General features: G+C 72.1%; 15 protein-coding genes. 10 read left to right on the top strand and 5 right to left on the bottom strand.

Annotation, left to right across the window (positions count from 1 at the left end; all coding sequences use genetic code 11):
- The first annotated feature begins 265 nt into the window (after positions 1-265).
- The 6 genes from FHN55_RS15915 (at position 266) to FHN55_RS15890 (ending at position 7,153) form a co-directional block, all read left to right on the top strand.
- Entirely contained in the window at positions 266-784 is a 519-nt protein-coding gene (locus FHN55_RS15915) for a GNAT family N-acetyltransferase (RefSeq protein ID WP_139713315.1), read from the top strand.
- 202 nt (positions 785-986) lie between these two features.
- The gene (locus FHN55_RS15910) at positions 987-1,748 is read left to right on the top strand and encodes a DeoR/GlpR family DNA-binding transcription regulator (RefSeq protein WP_180357885.1); all 762 of its coding nucleotides are present in this window, start codon (positions 987-989) and stop codon (positions 1,746-1,748) included.
- Between the two features lie 212 nt (positions 1,749-1,960).
- Positions 1,961-3,424: an APC family permease gene (locus FHN55_RS15905; protein WP_180357884.1), complete on the top strand. Its 1,464-nt coding sequence runs from the start codon at positions 1,961-1,963 to the stop codon at positions 3,422-3,424.
- A gap of 83 nt (positions 3,425-3,507) precedes the next feature.
- Positions 3,508-5,184, top strand: coding sequence for a GMC family oxidoreductase (locus tag FHN55_RS15900; RefSeq protein ID WP_139713312.1), 1,677 nt, complete (start codon positions 3,508-3,510; stop codon positions 5,182-5,184).
- A complete protein-coding gene (locus tag FHN55_RS15895; protein WP_139713311.1) occupies positions 5,181-6,218 on the top strand; it encodes an SIS domain-containing protein in 1,038 nt (345 codons plus the stop codon). Before FHN55_RS15900 ends, FHN55_RS15895 begins: the two co-directional genes overlap by 4 nt.
- Complete coding sequence (locus FHN55_RS15890; protein ID WP_139713310.1) at positions 6,218-7,153, top strand: ROK family protein; 936 nt, start codon at positions 6,218-6,220, stop codon at positions 7,151-7,153. Before FHN55_RS15895 ends, FHN55_RS15890 begins: the two co-directional genes overlap by 1 nt.
- Before the next feature lie 72 nt (positions 7,154-7,225).
- Here the strand turns inward: FHN55_RS15890 and FHN55_RS15885 are convergent, their stop codons facing one another.
- From FHN55_RS15885 to FHN55_RS15875, 4 genes are all read right to left on the bottom strand, one after another.
- Positions 7,226-7,459 carry a hypothetical protein gene (locus tag FHN55_RS15885; protein WP_139713309.1) on the bottom strand — a complete coding sequence of 78 codons (234 nt, stop codon included), beginning with the start codon at positions 7,457-7,459 and terminating at the stop codon, positions 7,226-7,228.
- Between the two features lie 285 nt (positions 7,460-7,744).
- Complete coding sequence (locus FHN55_RS24300) at positions 7,745-8,002, bottom strand: winged helix-turn-helix transcriptional regulator (protein WP_373995745.1); 258 nt, start codon at positions 8,000-8,002, stop codon at positions 7,745-7,747.
- A gap of 922 nt (positions 8,003-8,924) precedes the next feature.
- Complete coding sequence (locus FHN55_RS22830; RefSeq protein ID WP_180357883.1) at positions 8,925-9,074, bottom strand: hypothetical protein; 150 nt, start codon at positions 9,072-9,074, stop codon at positions 8,925-8,927.
- A gap of 138 nt (positions 9,075-9,212) precedes the next feature.
- A complete protein-coding gene (locus FHN55_RS15875) occupies positions 9,213-10,229 on the bottom strand; it encodes an SDR family NAD(P)-dependent oxidoreductase (RefSeq protein ID WP_139713307.1) in 1,017 nt (338 codons plus the stop codon).
- 46 nt (positions 10,230-10,275) lie between these two features.
- On the opposite strand from FHN55_RS15875, the gene FHN55_RS15870 reads away from it, so the two are divergent.
- From FHN55_RS15870 to FHN55_RS15850, 4 genes are all read left to right on the top strand, one after another.
- Complete coding sequence (locus FHN55_RS15870) at positions 10,276-10,851, top strand: TetR family transcriptional regulator (RefSeq protein WP_139713306.1); 576 nt, start codon at positions 10,276-10,278, stop codon at positions 10,849-10,851.
- A 531-nt stretch (positions 10,852-11,382) separates the two neighbouring features.
- Entirely contained in the window at positions 11,383-12,315 is a 933-nt protein-coding gene (locus FHN55_RS15860; protein WP_139713304.1) for a CPBP family intramembrane glutamic endopeptidase, read from the top strand.
- A complete protein-coding gene (locus FHN55_RS15855) occupies positions 12,312-13,580 on the top strand; it encodes a sensor histidine kinase (RefSeq protein WP_139713303.1) in 1,269 nt (422 codons plus the stop codon). The genes FHN55_RS15860 and FHN55_RS15855 overlap by 4 nt, the downstream gene beginning before the upstream one ends.
- Positions 13,577-14,215, top strand: coding sequence for a response regulator (locus tag FHN55_RS15850; RefSeq protein WP_139713302.1), 639 nt, complete (start codon positions 13,577-13,579; stop codon positions 14,213-14,215). Before FHN55_RS15855 ends, FHN55_RS15850 begins: the two co-directional genes overlap by 4 nt.
- A 537-nt stretch (positions 14,216-14,752) precedes the next feature.
- Here the strand turns inward: FHN55_RS15850 and FHN55_RS15845 are convergent.
- The gene (locus tag FHN55_RS15845) at positions 14,753-16,864 is read right to left on the bottom strand and encodes a glycosyltransferase family 39 protein (RefSeq protein WP_180357882.1); all 2,112 of its coding nucleotides are present in this window, start codon (positions 16,862-16,864) and stop codon (positions 14,753-14,755) included.
- Between the last annotated feature and the right edge of the window lie 26 nt (positions 16,865-16,890).

The following is a 16,890-nucleotide window of genomic DNA, read 5'->3' as shown; positions in this document are numbered from 1 at the left end:
CAGCCGACGTCCTGCTCGTCCGCTGATCAAAGCACTGCCAAGGACTGACTCACCCGGTTCCTGTGCTGTGGTGTGGGTGCGCCCGTTGGACATGCTCCGCACGCCGCGAAGCCGCCTGATCGCTACGCCGATCGCCGATGCAGGCAGTCACAGATGGGATCGCTGCATGGTCAGCGTCTCGCTGCCCATGGTTCTACGCGGTCAGCCGGTGCTGGGGTGATCGAGTCACCTGGGCACGTCGCTGCCTCGGTCAGAGAATGTGGCAGTGATCGCTGCCCTCCCCCTCCCCGCCACGTTGCCCACCAAGACAGAGGGCGTCCTCCTGCGACGAGCCGTCGTAGAAGACCTCAGCACCCTCATGTCGCTGCTCTCGGATGACCCAATCAGCGCTAGCCGCGTAGACCGAGCGGTCGACACCGACGAGCCGGCACTTCGAGCGGCCCTGATCGAAGTGATCGATGACCCTGCCAACGACCTGCTCGTCGTGATCGCGGCCTCGGGTGAAGCGGTGGGCACGATGCAGCTGACCCGGATCCCCGGAATGGCGCGACGGGGATCTGCACGTCTGCTGATCGAGGCGGTCCGGGTGCGCAGCACTCAGCGCTCCAACGGAATCGGCAGCGCCATGATGCGGTGGGTCACCGACTCCGCCGCCCCCGCAGTCGGCGCCTCGCTAGTACAGCTGACATCGGACAAGGCTCGGACCGACGCGCACCGCTTCTACGAGCGACTCGGCTTCGTCGGCTCGCACCTCGGGTTCAAGCTCGCCGTCCCCGTGTCATGATCCTTCTTTGCATCTCACCCCGCTCTCGGGGGACGTGTTGGTATCGCGATGGACCATTGCTATCCGGGCAGCGGGTGCAGCGCCGGTAGCGCCGCACCCGGTAAGTTTGGGGCCGGTCAGTCACTCACAGCGTCGGGCGTGCCAGTTAGTGTCGATCCGTGCTGACGCGCGGAACGGGGTTGACGTCGATCGGTCGACTGTCGTGAGCCAGAGCGAACGTCGCGCGGCCATCCTGGAGTTCCTGCGCGCCCGCGAGAGTGCGAGCGTGGCCGAGCTGGGCGCTCAGCTGTCCGTGACGGAGATGACCATCCGTCGGGACCTGGAAGCGCTGGAGGGCGAAGGGGTCCTCAAGCGCTTCCATGGCGGCGCAAAGATCACAGCCGGCAGCAGCTACGAGCCGCCCTTGGCCGTTCGTCAGGCGCAGAACGCCGACCAGAAGCGAGCCATCGCCAACGAGGTCGCCAACTCCCTCGACGACGGAAGCACCGTGGTCATCGACGGTGGGTCCACCGGCATCGCGGTCGCGGAGGCTCTCGTCACGCGGCGCCTGACCGTCTGCCCGCTCTCGCTGCGCGTGGCCTGGGTCTTCGCCAGGTCCACCTCGGTACAGCTGCTCCTGCCCCCGGGGGCGGTGCGCTCGGGAGAGCTGAGCATCAGTGGGGCCGACACCGTCGCCCACCTGATGGGTCTGCACTTCGACCGCTTCGTCATGACCGCTAGCGCGTTCTCGGCTGCTGACGGCTTTACCGAGTGGAACGTCGAGGACGCGGCCGTGAAGCGAGCCGCGATGCGCAACGCCGCGGTGACCCTTGCCGCAGTCGACTCCAGCAAGTACGGGCGCACGGCCTTCGCGCAGATCTGTGCAGCCGACGGCCCTGACGTGGTCGTGGTCGACGACGGGCTGGCACCCGATGCCGTCAGCTCGCTGCGATCGGCCGCTCGTCGGATCGCCTTGGCCTCCTGACCCCTGGAGCTGGATGCGCCCCGCCAGTGAGGGAGGGGGCATCACCCGGCCTCGCCGGGCGGTCGCCTGCCCGCGGCGGCGACATGCACTTGTCACCTGAGCGAAACATGCATACGCACATCCGTCACCAAGATGAACATTGCTCTTGTTCATACGCACACTGCCGGGCTACCTTGTGGTTGGCAGTGACGCCCTCGCAGACGGAGAACCCCATGGCGACCAGTGACGCGCGACCAGTTCTGACCCCAGGCGGCACAGCGCCGGCCACGCCCACCTCACCGTCGGGACTGGCCACCGGCACCATCGGCCTCGGCGGCGCACTCATGCAGGCGATCGCCCAGATCTCGCCCACGCTGGGCATCTTCTACACGATCGCCTTCACCACGTCCCAGGCCGGACCCTCGGCCCCGCTGGCCTACCTGGCGGCGTTCCTGGTCTGCCTGCTGCTGGCCGCGCCGATGGCGGGCTTGGCCCGCCACCTCCCCTCAGCAGGCGGTCTGTACACCTACGTCTCAGCCGGGATCGGCCCCCGAGCGGGCTTCATGACGGGGTGGCTCTACGGCGTGTCGGTCTCCATCGTCCCGGCGGCCCTGGCGGCCTTCACCGGCGCGGTGCTCCAGGACGAGCTGTCCAGCGCCTACGGCGTCTCCGTCCCGTGGTGGGTCTACGCAGCCGTCATCCTGGCCGTCTGCTTCCTGTGCGCCTACCGAGGCATCGGCATCTCCATCAAGTTCCTCGTCGTCATGACCTGCTTCGAGATGGCCGTCGGCCTCGGCCTGGCCCTGACCGGCCTGTTCTCCCCGGGCCCGGGCGGCGTCAACGTCGACGGCTTCAACCCCGCCAACATCTCCAGCTCCTCTGGCTTCTTCCTCGCCGTGGTGCTCTCGATCTTCGCCTTCACCGGCTTTGAGAGCGCCGCAGCCGTGGGCGAGGAGTCTCGCGACCCCCGACGCATCATCCCCCGCGCGATCACGGGCTCGCTGGTCCTCATCGGCCTGTTCTACGTCGTCACCGCCTGGGGCCTGCAGGTCGGCTGGGGCACCAGCGACCTGCCCGCCCTGGCTGCCTCACCGACCGCACCGGCGTTCGTCCTGGCCGACCGCCTGTGGAACGGCGCCTCCCTAGTCGTGCTCATCGCGCTGGTCAACTCCGGCCTCGGCGTCTGCATCGCCTGCACCACCAGTGCCACGCGCACCCTGTACGGCATCGCCCGCACCGGAGCCCTGCCGCAGGCCCTGGTCAAGGTCCACCCCCGGCTTCGGACCCCGGTCACCGCCGTCGTCCTGCAGTCCGCGGTGGCCCTGGTGGTCTGCGTGGGACTGGGCGGCGTGCTGGGTCCGTACAACCTGTTCAACATGCTCGGGACGACGGGGACGTTCGTCTACATCCCGATCTTCGTGCTGATGAACGTCGCCGCCTTCCGCTTCTTCCGCAGCCGCTTCCCCCAGGAGTTCAGCATCTGGGCCCACGTGGTCGCCCCCGTCGTCTCCACGGTCGCGCTGCTGACCATCGGCTACTTCAGCCTCAGCCCGCTACCCGCCTTCCCGGTGCTGCTGGCTCCCTTCATCGCAGCGCTCTACGCACTGACCGGGGTCGCCGTCCTCTTCCTGCGCAACCTGCGCCCCGGCAAGAGGGCCTGGATGACGAGGGCCGGTGAGCTGCCCGACGTCGAGTGATGTGACCCGCGGCCGCTGAGCCCCTCCAGCTCAGCGGCCGCCCACCACCGCCACTCACCCAATGCCTAGCGAACGGCTGGACGATGACCCACACTCCTGGCGCCGACAAGCACACGACGCCCTACACCTCACCGGCGACCGCGCCCACCGAGCACTCCTCCCACCCTCAGCCCCCTATCAGCGAGCGCACGCAGGCGCTGCCCGCGCCGGCGCTGCCGGACGCCGTCGACACCCTCGTCATCGGAGGCGGCACCGGAGGCGCCACCCTGACTGCGGTCCTGAGCGCCCTGAGCGAGCAGACGGTGCTCCTGGTCGAGGCCGGACCGGACTACGGACCCGCTCAGGACGGGAACTGGCCCGCGGACGTCCTGGACGCACGCTCCATCCCCCTGTCCCACGACTACGCCATCGCCCAGCCGGCCACCTCCGGCAAGGGGATTCTGGACCTGCCCCGCGCACGCGTCCTCGGAGGCTGTTCCTCCCACAACGGCTGCACCGCCTCCATCGGAGCCGCGCAGGACTACGACGAGTGGGCCGCGCTCGGCAACCCGGGCTGGGATGCGCACTCGGTGCTACCGCTGCTGGAGTGGGTCCGGGACCGGTTCCGGGTGCGGCGCTACTCCGTGGACGAGCTCACCGAACCCCAGCGCGCCTTCGTCGCGGCCGGAACCGCCGTCGGCCTGCCCTTCGCCGACGACCTGGACGACATCGGCGCCGCCGAAGGCATCGGCCCGATGCCGGTGAACATCGTCGACGGCTACCGCTACAACGCCGCCTTCGCCTTCCTGGACGCCGTGCGCGACCACGCCAACCTCACCATCGCCGGCTCCACCGCCCTGGAGCGCATCGAGGTCCAGGACGGGCGGGCCACCGGGGCCTGGCTGATGCAAGGCGAGGACCGCCACTACGTCCGCGCCGAGCGGATCGTGCTCGCTGCGGGCGCCTATCACTCCCCGGCACTGCTGCTGCGTTCTGGCATCGGCCCGGCGGAGGAGCTGGAAGGGCTCGGGGTCGACGTGGTCGCCCACGCCCCCGGTGTGGGCAAGCACCTGCTGGACCACTCCTGCGTGCAGCTGGACTTCCACGGGCGCTCGGGCCTGGTCGAGGACCTCGCCGCGCTGAGCTGGAACCCTGATGAGCAGACCGTGGGCCGCCAGCGTTCCAGCCGCTGCGACGAGGGCCCCTACGACCTGCACGTCTTCATGGTCGCCGGCGCCAACAGCGGCCACCCGGGTCTGCCGCCCATCACCCTGTACGGCGGAGCGATGAGGGCCCGCTCGGAGGGCACCGTCACCCTGCCCGCCGACCTGGACGCCAGCCGGCCCGTGGTCCACCACCGCTACGGCACCGACCCCGAGGGCTATGACCGTCAGGTCCTCAGCGAAGCCCTCGACCTGTTGCGGTCCATGACCGCCGTGCCCGAACTGGCGGCAGTGCTGGGCGAGCCCGCGCCGCGCGAGCACGACCCGCTGGACAACATCGTCAACTACTGCCACCCCGCCGGCAGCTGCAAGATGGGCCCCGCCAGCGATCCCATGGCGGTGGTCGATGCCCGCGGCGCGGTCCACGCTGTCGAAGGCCTGTTCGTCGCGGACGCCTCGATCATGCCCGCCATCACCCGCGGCAACATCAACCTGCCCACGGCCATGATCGGGGCGAAGGTCGCCCTCGGTCTGCTCGGGCGCAGCCCCGCCGACATCATCGCGGCGCTCCCCCTCACCGAACCCGCCACCGCCTCGATCCTGGAGACCAGCAAGTGATCACCACCACCCCCTTCGAGCAGGACGTCCTCGCCCAGCCCGAGGCCCTGCGCGCGCTGGCCTCCCAGCCGGTCCCCACCGAGCTCTCGACGCTGGCGCGCAAGCCCTGGCAGCGCATCGTCCTGACCGGCATGGGCAGCTCTCACTTCGCCTCGGTCCCCACCTGGCGCTCGCTGGCTGCCCGGGGACGGGCCGTGTGGGCGGTGGACACCGGACAGCTCCTGGACACCCCCGAGCTGATCACTTCCGACACCCTGGTCATCGCGACCTCGCAGTCCGGCGCCAGCGGCGAGGTCGTCGAACTGATCAGCCGCATGCAGGATGGTCACGCCCGTGCTGGGGGACTCATCGGCATCACCGCTGACCCCGACAGCCCCCTGGCGCAAGCCGCCCACGGCGTGGGGCTGCTGCACTGCGGTCCGGAGGCCACCGTCAGCACCAAGAGCTACCTGAACACCTTGGTCGTGCACGCCCAGCTGACCGCAGCGTTGGTCGGTGAGGACATCGCGGCCGTGGGCGAGGACGCGGTCCGCATCGCCGACACCGTGGAAGACCTCATCCAGGTGGGGGTCTCCACGGCACTGGCCAAGGGCGCGCTGTCGCACGACCGGCCGCGCCTGGCCGCTGTCGGCTGGGAGGACGCAGCCGCCACCTCCCAGTTCGCCGGTCTCATCACCAAGGAGTCGACCAAGCTCGCCATCGAAGGCTTCGTCGGGGGGCAGTTCCGCCACGGTCCGCTGGAGCTTGCCGGCCCCGGCCTGACCGTCTACCTCTACGGCGCCCACTCCATCGAGAGTGATGGTCCCCTGGCTACCCTCGCGCGCGACGTGCTGGCCACTGGAGCCTCGGTGAACCTCATCGGCGACCTGCAGGTCGCGGGGGCGGAGACCATCGCCGCGCCGAGCCGCACCAGCCTGGAGGGACTGGCAACGGGAGCCGTCATCGCTCAGCTGCTCGCCGTCGACCTCGCTCGGGAGAACGGCGTGGTGCCGGGGGCCTTCGCCTTCGGCAGCAAGATCACCACGTCACTGTGATGACCGGTCCGCTCCTGCCTCCCACCACGGGGGTCCCCGTCGTCGGGATCGACATCGGAGGCACGGCGTCCCGGACGGTCGTGGTGCGGGGCGATGAGGTCGTCGCCTCGCACATCGACTCCACCCCGGCCTCGCCCTCGCTCGCGCTGGACGCTGTGGCTGGCTGGGTGGAGCACGTCGTCGAGCGAGCGGGGCTCGAGCTCGGTGAGCTGGGGGCGATCGGCATCGGAGCCAGCGGGCCGGTCGATGCCGGCGGCGTCATCCGCAACCCCGACACCCTTCCCGGGCTGACCGGTCTCGACGTGGTCGGCTCGCTCACCAACACCTTCGGGGTACCCGTCGTCATCGACAACGACGCGGCCGCCGCAGCCATCGGTGAGCACTGGAAGGGCGCCGGACGCGGAGCATCAGCCCTGCTCGTGCTCACGTTGGGCACCGGTGTCGGCGTAGCGGTCGTACGACAGGGACGTCCCTTCCGCGGCGGGGACGGGCTACACCCCGAAGCAGGCCACCTCACCGTTCCCGGTGCACCCGCCCTGTGCTACTGCGGCCGGCAGACCTGCCTGGAGCAGACCGCTTCCCGCGCCTCCCTGCAGAACCTGGCCGAGCAGGCTCGCGGTTCGACCGATCTCCGCGAACTCAACGCCGCAGCCACCGAAGGTGAGGCGGTGGCCCTGGAGGTGTTGACCGAGTACGGCCGACGAGTCGGTGATGGTCTTGTGGAGCTGTCGACCCAGCACCGGCCCGACGTGGTGGTGCTGGCTGGGAGTGCAGCGCAGTGCTTCGCGCACTTCGGGGCTGCTCTGCAAGGGCAGCTGGCAGCCATGACGTCCGCGGACGCGCCTGATGTCAGGGTCACCTCGCTGGGAGACCTCGCAGGAGCCATCGGCGCTGCACGACTCGCTGCCCCCGCAGGATCACTGGCCTGCGCCTGACAGAGGCGCGATCGTCGCGAGCTGGGTCGCCGTCTCGCCCTCGGGGCGGACGGCGACCTAGACGGCGCAGGGTCATTGCCGCAGCGACTCGACCTGCAGGTTGCTCAGCCCGTCATCGGTGGTCTCGTGGCGCTGCTCAGACAAGGCCACCACTGCGCGGAGCTCCTCCTCAGGGTGCTCGCGCACCATCGCCTCCACGCCCTGGCGCAGCAGGGAGAAGAAGCGCAATGCCTGCTCTTGCACGTGCTGCGGCATCCAACCCCGTGCGGCGCCGCCGCCAAGCACCTGCTCAGCAGCGCCCGGCACGAGCGGGCCCTGCCCACCTACAACCGGCTGCAGACGACCGCTACGCATCCGTGCGAGCCCGTGCCGGGAGCGAGACAGCCGCCCGGTCGCGACGTGCCTGCGGTCAGCGTCTCGCTGTCGACCGCCGACCGCACGCCCTCGGCGCATGTCGCCCTGACGGTCGGCAGGGGTCGCTTTCCGTCGCAGAAGGGGTCCTTGAGCGGGCACCCCGCGCTGGCTCCCGCGGCGCGGCAAGATCAGCGCTGTGCGCTGAGGTACGACGGAAGGGTGAGCGGGTGGTGCGCTTCAGCGTGCGGCACGCGCAGCGGTGTTCCCGTCCGGCGCCGGCCCAGCCACGGGCGTCTGGTCGATGAGGGTCTCGTCGCGGGTTCCCTCAGCGTTCTCGTCGTTCGCGGAGGCGGCGCTGATGACGTCGCAGTCCTGGCGCAGGGTGATGCCACGGCGGTTCAGCCAGCCGTCACCCCAGTCGCTGAGCTGCCTGAGCAGCGGGGTCAGGGTGACGGCTTCGTCGGTCAGGGAGTACTCCACCTTGGGAGGCACCACGGGGTAGACGGTGCGCAGGACCAGACCGTCTTCTTCGAGCTCACGCAGGTCATCGGCAGAAGGTGCTCGGCGGCCAACGGGCGAAGCGGGGCGCCCGGTCGCCGACCGCAGGGCGGACGGGCCAGACGTCGTCGCTCCGGTCCTCGTCACACCACGTGCTCAAGTCGCGTCTGCCCTGTTCGGCGATCCGTCTCACTCGGGTGCGTCGTACGAGACAGCGCGACACCACCGACCACGCACCTTCGACAGGTCCTGCGGGTCCCCGTCCCGACCACCTTCTCGAGCACTGGGATCGCGGAGCGGACCGCGCACCACTCCTCTGGTCATGCCTGTGAGCGTGGACGCCCGGACCGGTCAGGGCCGACGGTCGGGAAGGCGGCCGTGCCGCAAGCCCGTCATTGCCGACAGGCCTGCCGAGGACCGACGACGCTGTCGAATGCGTCGCCGGGCGACCGAAGAGGCAACCGGAGAGGCGATCGGCATCGTGCGGGCAACCGCCTCGGTGCAACAGCAGCACTCCCCCGACGAGGCACCCTCGCCGCCTGGTCCCACGCGGCTGTGGGGCGCGGTCGCCTCCTCCGCCCGGTCGAAGTCGGCGTCCGGATCGCCGCGATGACTGACGACTGTCCTCGCAGGTCTCGGCCTGGTGGCCCAGTCCTGCGACAGTCCTCAGCTTCTTCCAGAACCACCGCCTTCAGCCACCACGGGCCACCACCAAGAGCGCTGGTCGACGTCCTGTCCCCAGCTCGTCAGCGACACCAGCGACAGCTTCTGACCCGATGGTCGCTGGATCGAATCCAGCCGGGGGCGCCGACCTGACCAGGACGAACGATCGTGGCGGCTGCGCGCGGGCGGCTACGGACCTTCCACGGCCCCTCCACAGCGGAAGTCGCGTGGAGACGTCAGTCCAGGGTCCAGCAGTTCAGTGCCAGGCCCAGCGGGCTGAAGTGGAACGCCACCCTTCGCTGGTGACGGCGAACGGGTCAGGCAGCAGGTACGGCAACGCCAGCCCGACGAACTCGAACCAGGCGACGGCGGCGCTCGCTCCCACCACCGGCACGACGTGGCGCATGGACAGAGCCACACGCGCCGGAGCGGGTGGCTGGACGTCGGGGCTGCTCACAAGCCCGAGCGCCGCGCTTGCAAGACGATCTCACCAGCCCCCGTCCGGCTGCCGCACGGGCGGAGGCAACCCGTGGGGGCTGAGTCATCAGCGGTTCGTGCGCGCAGTCGCGATCAGCTGTTCGCTGGTGGTCCACAGGCGACGGGCGGCGTCGGGGTCGAGAGCGTGCGGCATGACGCCGTGGATGCCGTCGAGCTGCTCGACCACCTCGGCCTCACCGCAGTCCTCGAAGTAGCGCCCTCCCACGCCCGCCACCAAGGGAGAGGTGGCCAGGAAGACCGAGGTCGCCGCGCCCTGCTCGGTGGTCTTCATGTGGAAGGCCCCTGCGGCCTCGGCCTGCCGGGACTGCGCCTCGGCCGCGGCGCGCTGCTGCGGTGACCAGTGGCGTTGCAGGGGCGTCCAGATCCCGCCGGGCATGAGGGCGTTGGCGGTGATGCCCTCAGCCGACCACCGACGGGTCAGCTCCACGGCGAACAGGGCGTTGGCCGTCTTCGACTGCCCGTAGGCCAGGCCCGGGTGGTAGGGGCGGCGCTCGAACATGAGGTCCTCGAAGACCACCGGAGAGGCGGCGTGTCCGCTGGAGGACACCACGACGACCCGCGCCCCACCCGAGCCAGCGGCCTCCGCCGCGCCCGCGGCAAGCGCGGCGTGCAGCCCGGTGGTCAGCGCGAAGTGGCCGAGGTGGTTGGTGCCGAGCTGCATCTCCCAGCCCTGGGCGGTGGTCTGGTGGGGCAGGTCCATGACCCCGGCGTTGGCGACCAGCACGTGCAGCGGCCGCGCACCCCAGCGAGCGGTGAAGGCGTCGACGGAGGCCAGGTCGGCCAGGTCGAGCGCCTCCACGGCGGGGGCGGGGACGCCTGCGCGGCCAGCCCGCTGCAGGGAAGCGGCGATGTTGGCGGAGGTGCGCTCGCCGGCGGTGGTGTCGCGGACGGCGAGCAGCACCTCGGCACCGGCGTGCGCCAGCGCCCGTGCGGTCTCGACGCCGATGCCCGAAGCGCCTCCGGTGACGATGGCGCGCCGGCCGGACAGATCGACGCCGTCGACCACCTCCAAGGCGGTGCTGCGGCTGGAGAAGGGGCTCGTGATGCGCGTCGGGGACACCATGCGGATGACAATAACCAACTAGTTGGTTACCGGCTACCCTGGCGAGGTGAGAGACGGTGACGCCAGCAGGCGCCGACTGCTCGACGCGGCCGCTGCGGAGTTCGCCGAGCACGGCTTCGCCGGTGCGCGGGTCGACCGCATCGCGGCGGCGTCGGGGGTGAACAAGCAGCAGATGTACGCCTGGCACGGCTCCAAGGACGGCCTGTTCGACGCGGTCTTCGACGACCAGCTGGAGCACATCGTCGACGCGGTCCCCTTCGACGCGCTCGACCTGCCCGGCTACGCGGTGCGCCTGTACGACTCCTACCTCCGCGAACCTGAGCTGATCCGCCTCACCAGCTGGAACCGCCTCGAGCGAGTACCCGTCGGCGACCTCCTGCGGGGTCATGCCCACCTCGCGCAGCCCAAGCTCGACGCGATCGCCGCCGCTCAGGAACAGGGGCGGATCGTGCAGGAGCTGCAGCCGGCCGAGGTCTACTCGATGGTCATCGCCTTGGCGGGCACCTGGTCACCGGTCAGCGGTACCTTCACCGCATCCTCGGCGGACGACGACGCTGACCACGAACGCCGCCGTGAAGCGCTGCGCCTGACCGTGAGGAGAGCCCTGACGCCCTCGCCGTAGCCGAGAACGGCGAGCGGCGAGGCGTCGTCGGAGAGGGCAGTCGCGCTCCCGGTGGAGGGTCGCCTGCTGGGCGTCTCGTGAGACGACCGTTGACCGGACGTCGCGGTGCTCGTCTCGGCGCCGGCGGAGGCCGCCGTCAGTCGCACACGGGATCGGCACCTGCACACGGGCTCCACGACCCGGTGGGGCTGTGGGCGTGGTCAGCCCGCAGGAGGTTCACGGCGGTGGCACCGAGGCTGAAGACCACCGAGTGCTCATCGCGGTAGAGCTCGGGCAGGCTCACGACCAGGGCGCAGGACTCGGCTCCGGCGTCCACGTCGCTGGTGCGGATCCAGCCGGGGGCGCCCGCTCGTCGCGGTCCTCTCCCCTACGACCAGCCGGTGTCGCCACGTCGACGGCGAGACCCGCGGAGCGTCTGCGACTCAGGTAGCAGCCCGGGTGCCGACTCACGGCCGTCGAGCCGCCTGGCCTCGCGTTCCTAGCGTCGAGGACGCCCCCACCGGAGGCGCTCACCTCGAGGAAGGCCCCGTCATGTCCGTCATCGACAGGCCCCGGCGCACCCGTGCGTCGCGCGCCGCAGCACTGGTGCGCGAGCACCCCCTCGTCACCTTCTTCGCCCTCGCGTTCGGCCTCAGCTGGGTCGCCTGGACGCCGTGGGTCCTCTCCGCCGACGGGCTCGGCGTCCTCGACCTCCAGTTCCCGTCCGTGCTCGGCACCACCCAGCTGACCGGGATGCTCCCCGGCGCCTACCTCGGCCCGCTCGGTGCGGCGTTCGTCGTCACCGCGCTCACCACGGGCCGCGCCGGACTGCGGGTGTGGGCCGGTCGCCTGCTGCGCTGGCGCGTCGCCCCGCGCTGGTACGCGGTGGCGCTGCTCGCCGTCCCCGTCGCCGTCCTCGCGCTGGGGGCCGTCGCCTCCGGCGGCGACGTGCGCAACCCCGGCCTGCTCGTCGTCGCCTCGTACCTGCCGTTCCTCGTGCTGCAGCTGCTGACCACGGGCCTGGCCGAGGAGCCGGGCTGGCGCGACTACGCGCTGCCGCTGCTGCAGCAGCGCTTCGGCCCCCTCGGCGCCGCGGCGGTGCTGGGACCGCTGTGGGGCGCGTGGCACCTGCCGCTGTTCCTCACCGAGTGGGGCTCGTGGCCGGACGTGACGTGGTGGAGCGTGGTGCAGTTCGTCGCCTTCAGCGCGCTGTTCAACGTCGTCATCGTGTGGCTGTTCAACCGGACCGGTCAGAGCCTGCCGATCGTCATGCTCTTCCACGTCAGCCTCAACAACACCGTGACCGTGTTCTGGTCGGCCGCGTTCCCCACCGTCGGCGGGGACCAGCTGCAGAGCTGGCTGCTCGCCGGGGCCGCGGTGGCCGCGGCAGCCGTGCTCGTCGCGACCCGCGGCCGGCTGGGGCTCCCCCGCGAGACGCCTCTGCTGGGCGGCGCTCCGAGCGCCTCGGCAGGATCGGCGGTGTGAGCACGCCCGCCGACCGCCGGGACGCCGCGACGGCGCTGGCCTGGGCGGCTCTCAGCGCGGGCGTGCTCGTGCTGCTGCTGGGTCCGGTGGCCCGCAGCGCTGACGTCGACGTCCCGGCCCTGCTGGCCGCGGGCGTCGTCGCGGTGGCGGTCGCGCAGTGCCTGCTCCTGGTGCTGCGGCACCGGCGTCCCGCCGCCGTCCTCGCGCTGGCCTCGGCCCTGCAGGCGCTGCTGCTGTCCGCGGTCCCCGCCGACACGAGCCTGCAGGGCGCGGGCCTGCTCGTGGCCGCGTACACAGCGGGGACGCTGCTGCCGGGCCGACGCCTGGCGCTCGCGGTGCTCGCGTCGGTGGCCGTGCAGACGGTCGGGCTGACGGCAGGGTCGGTGGGCCTGACCCGCGCGGCGCCCACCGCCAGCGGCGCGCTGCCGGTGCTGGGCGAGGTGCTGCTGGCCACCGCGGGCGCCGCGACCACCACTGGCGCGGCGGCCGCGGTGGGGGCCTGGGTGGGCCTGCGGCGCGCGCACCAGCGGTCCCTGCTGGCCGCGGCGCGGGCCGAGGTCGAGCACCAGGCCGCGCTGGCGCGCTCGGCGGTCGCCGAGGAGCGCACCCGGATGGCGCGCGAGCTGCACGACGTCGCCGCCCACCACCTCTCGGGGATCGTCGTGCAGGCCAGCGCCAGCGAGCGCCTCGTGGACGCCGACCCCGAGCGCGCCAAGCAGGCGATCCGCGACCTGCGCGAGCAGGCCCGCGCCACCCTGCACGACATGCGCTCGATCGTCGGCATCCTCCGTGCCAGCGCCGTCAGCTCCCCCGCGGGTCAGCAGGACGACGACGAGGGCGCGCCCGTGCCCGGCCTGGCCCAGCTGCCCGCGCTCGTGGAGGCGGCGAGGGCCGCCGGCGACGAGGTGCAGGCGCGGTGCAGCGGGCCCGGCGTGGTGCTGCCGCCGCTCGCCGACCTGGCCGTCTACCGCACCGCGCAGGAGGCGCTCGCCAACGCGCGGCGCCACGCCCCCGGCGCGAGGGTGGTCCTGGCGGTCACCACCGCGCCCGAGCGCGTGCGGCTGGAGGTCGAGAACCAGGTGCCTCCGACGAGTGCGGCCGGGGCGCAGGCGCCACCGGGGTCCGGGCTGGGGCTGACGGGCATGCGCGAGCGCGCCGACCTCGTCCGGGGCCACCTGCAGACCGGGCCCACGGCGCACGGCAGCTGGCGGGTCGTCTTCGAAGTGCCCGTGCCCGCCGCGCCGACGCCGGAGGTGGAGGCGTGATCCGGCTGGTGGTGGCCGACGACCAGGCCGTCGTGCGGGCGGGCTTCACGGTGGTGTTCGAGTCGGAGGGCGACCTCGCCGTCGTCGGGGAGGCGGCCAGCGGGCGCGAGGCCGTGGCGGTGGTCGAGCGCGAGCGGCCCGACGTCGTCGTCATGGACGTGCGGATGCCCGGCGGTGACGGTCTGGAGGCGACGCGGGCCATCGCCGCCCGCGACGGCGCTCCCCCGGTGCTCGTCATGACCACCTTCGACCTCGACGAGCACGTCTTCGGCGCGCTGGAGGCCGGCGCGAGCGGCTTCGTGCTCAAGGACGCCGACCCCGCCGAGGTCGTGGCCGCGGTCCGCGCGCTCGCCGCCGGCCGAGGGGCCATCGACTCCGCGACGACCCGCCGCGTCATCACCGAGTTCGCGCGGCGCAGGGCGGCCCCCGAGCCGCCCCAGCACGACCTCACCCCGCGGGAGGTCGAGGTGGTGCGGCTGCTCGGCGAGGGGCTCTCCAACGAGGAGGTCGGTGCGCGGCTGGTCATCGAGACGGCCACCGTGAAGTCGCACCTGACCCGGATCATGACCAAGCTCGGCACCCGCGACCGACTGCAGACCGTGGTCTGGGCCTACCGGAGCGGCCTGCTGCCGTGAGGCAGCGGGTCACCGTCCGGCGCCGCACGACGCTGGGACTCCCGCTGCTCTCTCGGGAGTCGTCGTGGGTCCTCGAACAGGGGGCTCAGGCAGCACGCACCGCTGCCGACGGCACCCGTGAGCCAGCACCTCGTCCAGGTGCTGGCGACCGCGTCCACCACCGTGGGGCCGGAGCTTCCGGACGCCACCGGCTCGACCCCGCGCTCGCCGACGCCGTCACGGGCGCTGGTTCCAGAGCTCACCGAGGCGGTGCTCGTCAGCCGGCCGACCGCTCACGAGGTCGACGGTCCGTGGGCCCCGTCGACGGCGAGCGTGGACACGGCGCTGGCGATGACGCTCGGCACGGCGACGTCGTCTCAGCTCTGGACGATGGCGCTCCCCCGCCGCCTCCGTGACCGTGGACGCTGGCACGGGGACCGCCGTGGTCGTGGGCCGCACGCACGCTGCGGGTCGACCTGACGCTGCTGAGCGTCGGAGGTCCATGATCACGGCCGGAGGGCGCTCGGGAAGTCCGTGATCACGGCGGGCAGGGGCGGCTCAGGAACCGGTGGTCAGGTCGTAGACGGTGGTCGAGCCCACGGTCTGCGCGGTGAAGGTCGCCTCCACCCACGCGGTGATCTGCGCGGCGGTGCCCTGGTCCTCACCGCCGGTGCGACCGGGGATGAAGTAGTGGACCTCCCCCTCAGCCACCCAGGCCTGGAACTGCTCCAGCGTCGGCGAGGCGTCGGTGCCGTTGAAGCCGCCGATCGGCATCACCGACTCCTGCGTGGCCAGCTGGTACCCGGCGGCGTTGTTCGCCCCGACGGTCGCCGCGACCCAGGTGTAGGAACTCGCGTCCGCCTCCAGCAGCGCCACCAGCTCGGCGCTGGGGGTGCTGCCGTTGAGCAGACCGCCCATGCCGCCAGCCATGCCGCCAGCCATGCCGCCAGCCATGCCGCCAGCCATGCCGCCAGCCATGCCGCCAGCCATGCCGCCAGCCGTGCCGCCGCCGGTGCCGCCCGCGGTGCCGCCCGTCGCCCCGGGGAATCCCGTCGCACCTCCGGTCCGGGCGCCCGGCACCGCGCCGGGGAACCCTCCGCGCCCACCGCCCATCCCGCCCGGGCCTCCCATCGCACCGGCGACGGTCGGGCCCGCCGAGACGATGGAGCCCGTGTGCGGGGTGGCCACCGTGTTGGCGGTGTACGCCAGCGGTCCTGCCAGGGAGGCGGCAAGGGCCACCGCGGCAGCGGCCCTCGCCAGGGACGGGCGCACCGCCGTCGCCACCAGCGCCACGGCCGTGAGCACCCCCGCGACGAGCACCACCCACGACAGCCACGGCACGAAGTCGCTGCTGCGCGAGAGCAGCACGAACGACCACACCGCCGTCCCCGCCGTCGTCACCGCCAGCCCGGCCAGGGCCAGCGGACGGGCCCGCTCGCGCCACAGCAGCGAGGCGGTCACGCCCACCAGCGCCGCGACCGCGGGAGCCAGGGCGACGCTGTAGTACGCGTGGATGATCCCGCTCATGAAGCTGAAGGTGAGTCCAGTGACCAGCAGCCAGGTCAGCCACAGCACGACCTGGGCGCGCTGGCCGTCGACCCGCGGGCGGCGGCGCAGCAGGACCAGCGCGACCACCGCCATGACCAGCGCTGCGGGGACCAGCCAGGCGATCTGCCCGCCGAACTCCGCGGTGAACAGGCGGGTGATGCCGGTCTCGCCCCACATCGAGGTGCCCCCGGCGCCACCGCCGCCGACCGACCCGGTCTCCTCACCGGTGAGGCGCCCGAGGCCGTTGTAGCCGAGCGTCAGCCCCAGGAAGCTGTTGTCCGTCGAGCCACCGATGTACGGACGCGACGAGGCCGGCCACAGCTCGACCAGCGCCACCCACCAGCCCGCGGAGACCAGCAGCGCGGCCCCGGCGGCCAGCAGCTGCAGCACGCGCGTGCCCACCCGGCGAGGCCCGAAGAAGAGGTACGTCACCGACAGGGCCGGCAGCACCAGGAACACCTGCAGCTGCTTGGTCAGGAACCCCAGCCCCACCAGCGCGCCCGCGGCCAGCAGCCACCGGGTGCGCCCGCTCTCCAGCGCCCGCAGCACGGTGTACGCGGCGAGCGTCATGAGCAGGACGAGCAGTGCGTCGGGGTTGTTGAAGCGGAACATCAGCGCGGCCACCGGCGTCAGCAGCAGGACGACGCCGGACAGCAGTGCAGCGCCCGCGGAGAAGTGGCGGCGGACCGCGGCGTACAGGACGCCGGTCGTCGCGACGCCCATGAGCGCCTGCGGCACGAGGATCGACCAGCTGGACAGCCCGAAGATCCGCACCGACAGGGCCATCACCCACAGCGACGCCGGCGGCTTGTCGACCGTGATCGAGTTCCCGGCGTCGGAGCTGCCGAACAGGAACGCCTTCCAGCTCACCGACCCCGCCTGCACCGCCGCGGAGTAGAAGGAGTTCGCCCAGCCCGAGGAGCCCAGCGCCACGAGGTACGTCACCGCCGCGACCACGAGCAGACCCACCAGCGCGGGCCGCTCCCACGCGGGACCGTCGGCCCGGCGGCCCGTCACCCAGCCCCACGGTCCGCGGCGGCGGGGACGCGCCTCCCGAGGGCGGACGGTCCCGTCCAGCGGCGGAGCCTCGGAGGCCCCGGCAGCGGTGTAGCTCATGCTCATGGTGAGAGCCTCGGAACCGGCGCTGG

The sequence above is a fragment of the Streptomyces sp. NP160 genome, assembly GCF_006335115.1.
In the GTDB taxonomy this organism is placed as follows: Bacteria; Actinomycetota; Actinomycetes; order Actinomycetales; family Quadrisphaeraceae; genus Quadrisphaera.
The sequence above is the reverse complement of the archived record's forward strand: the minus strand, read 5'-3'. Positions and strand labels throughout refer to the sequence as shown.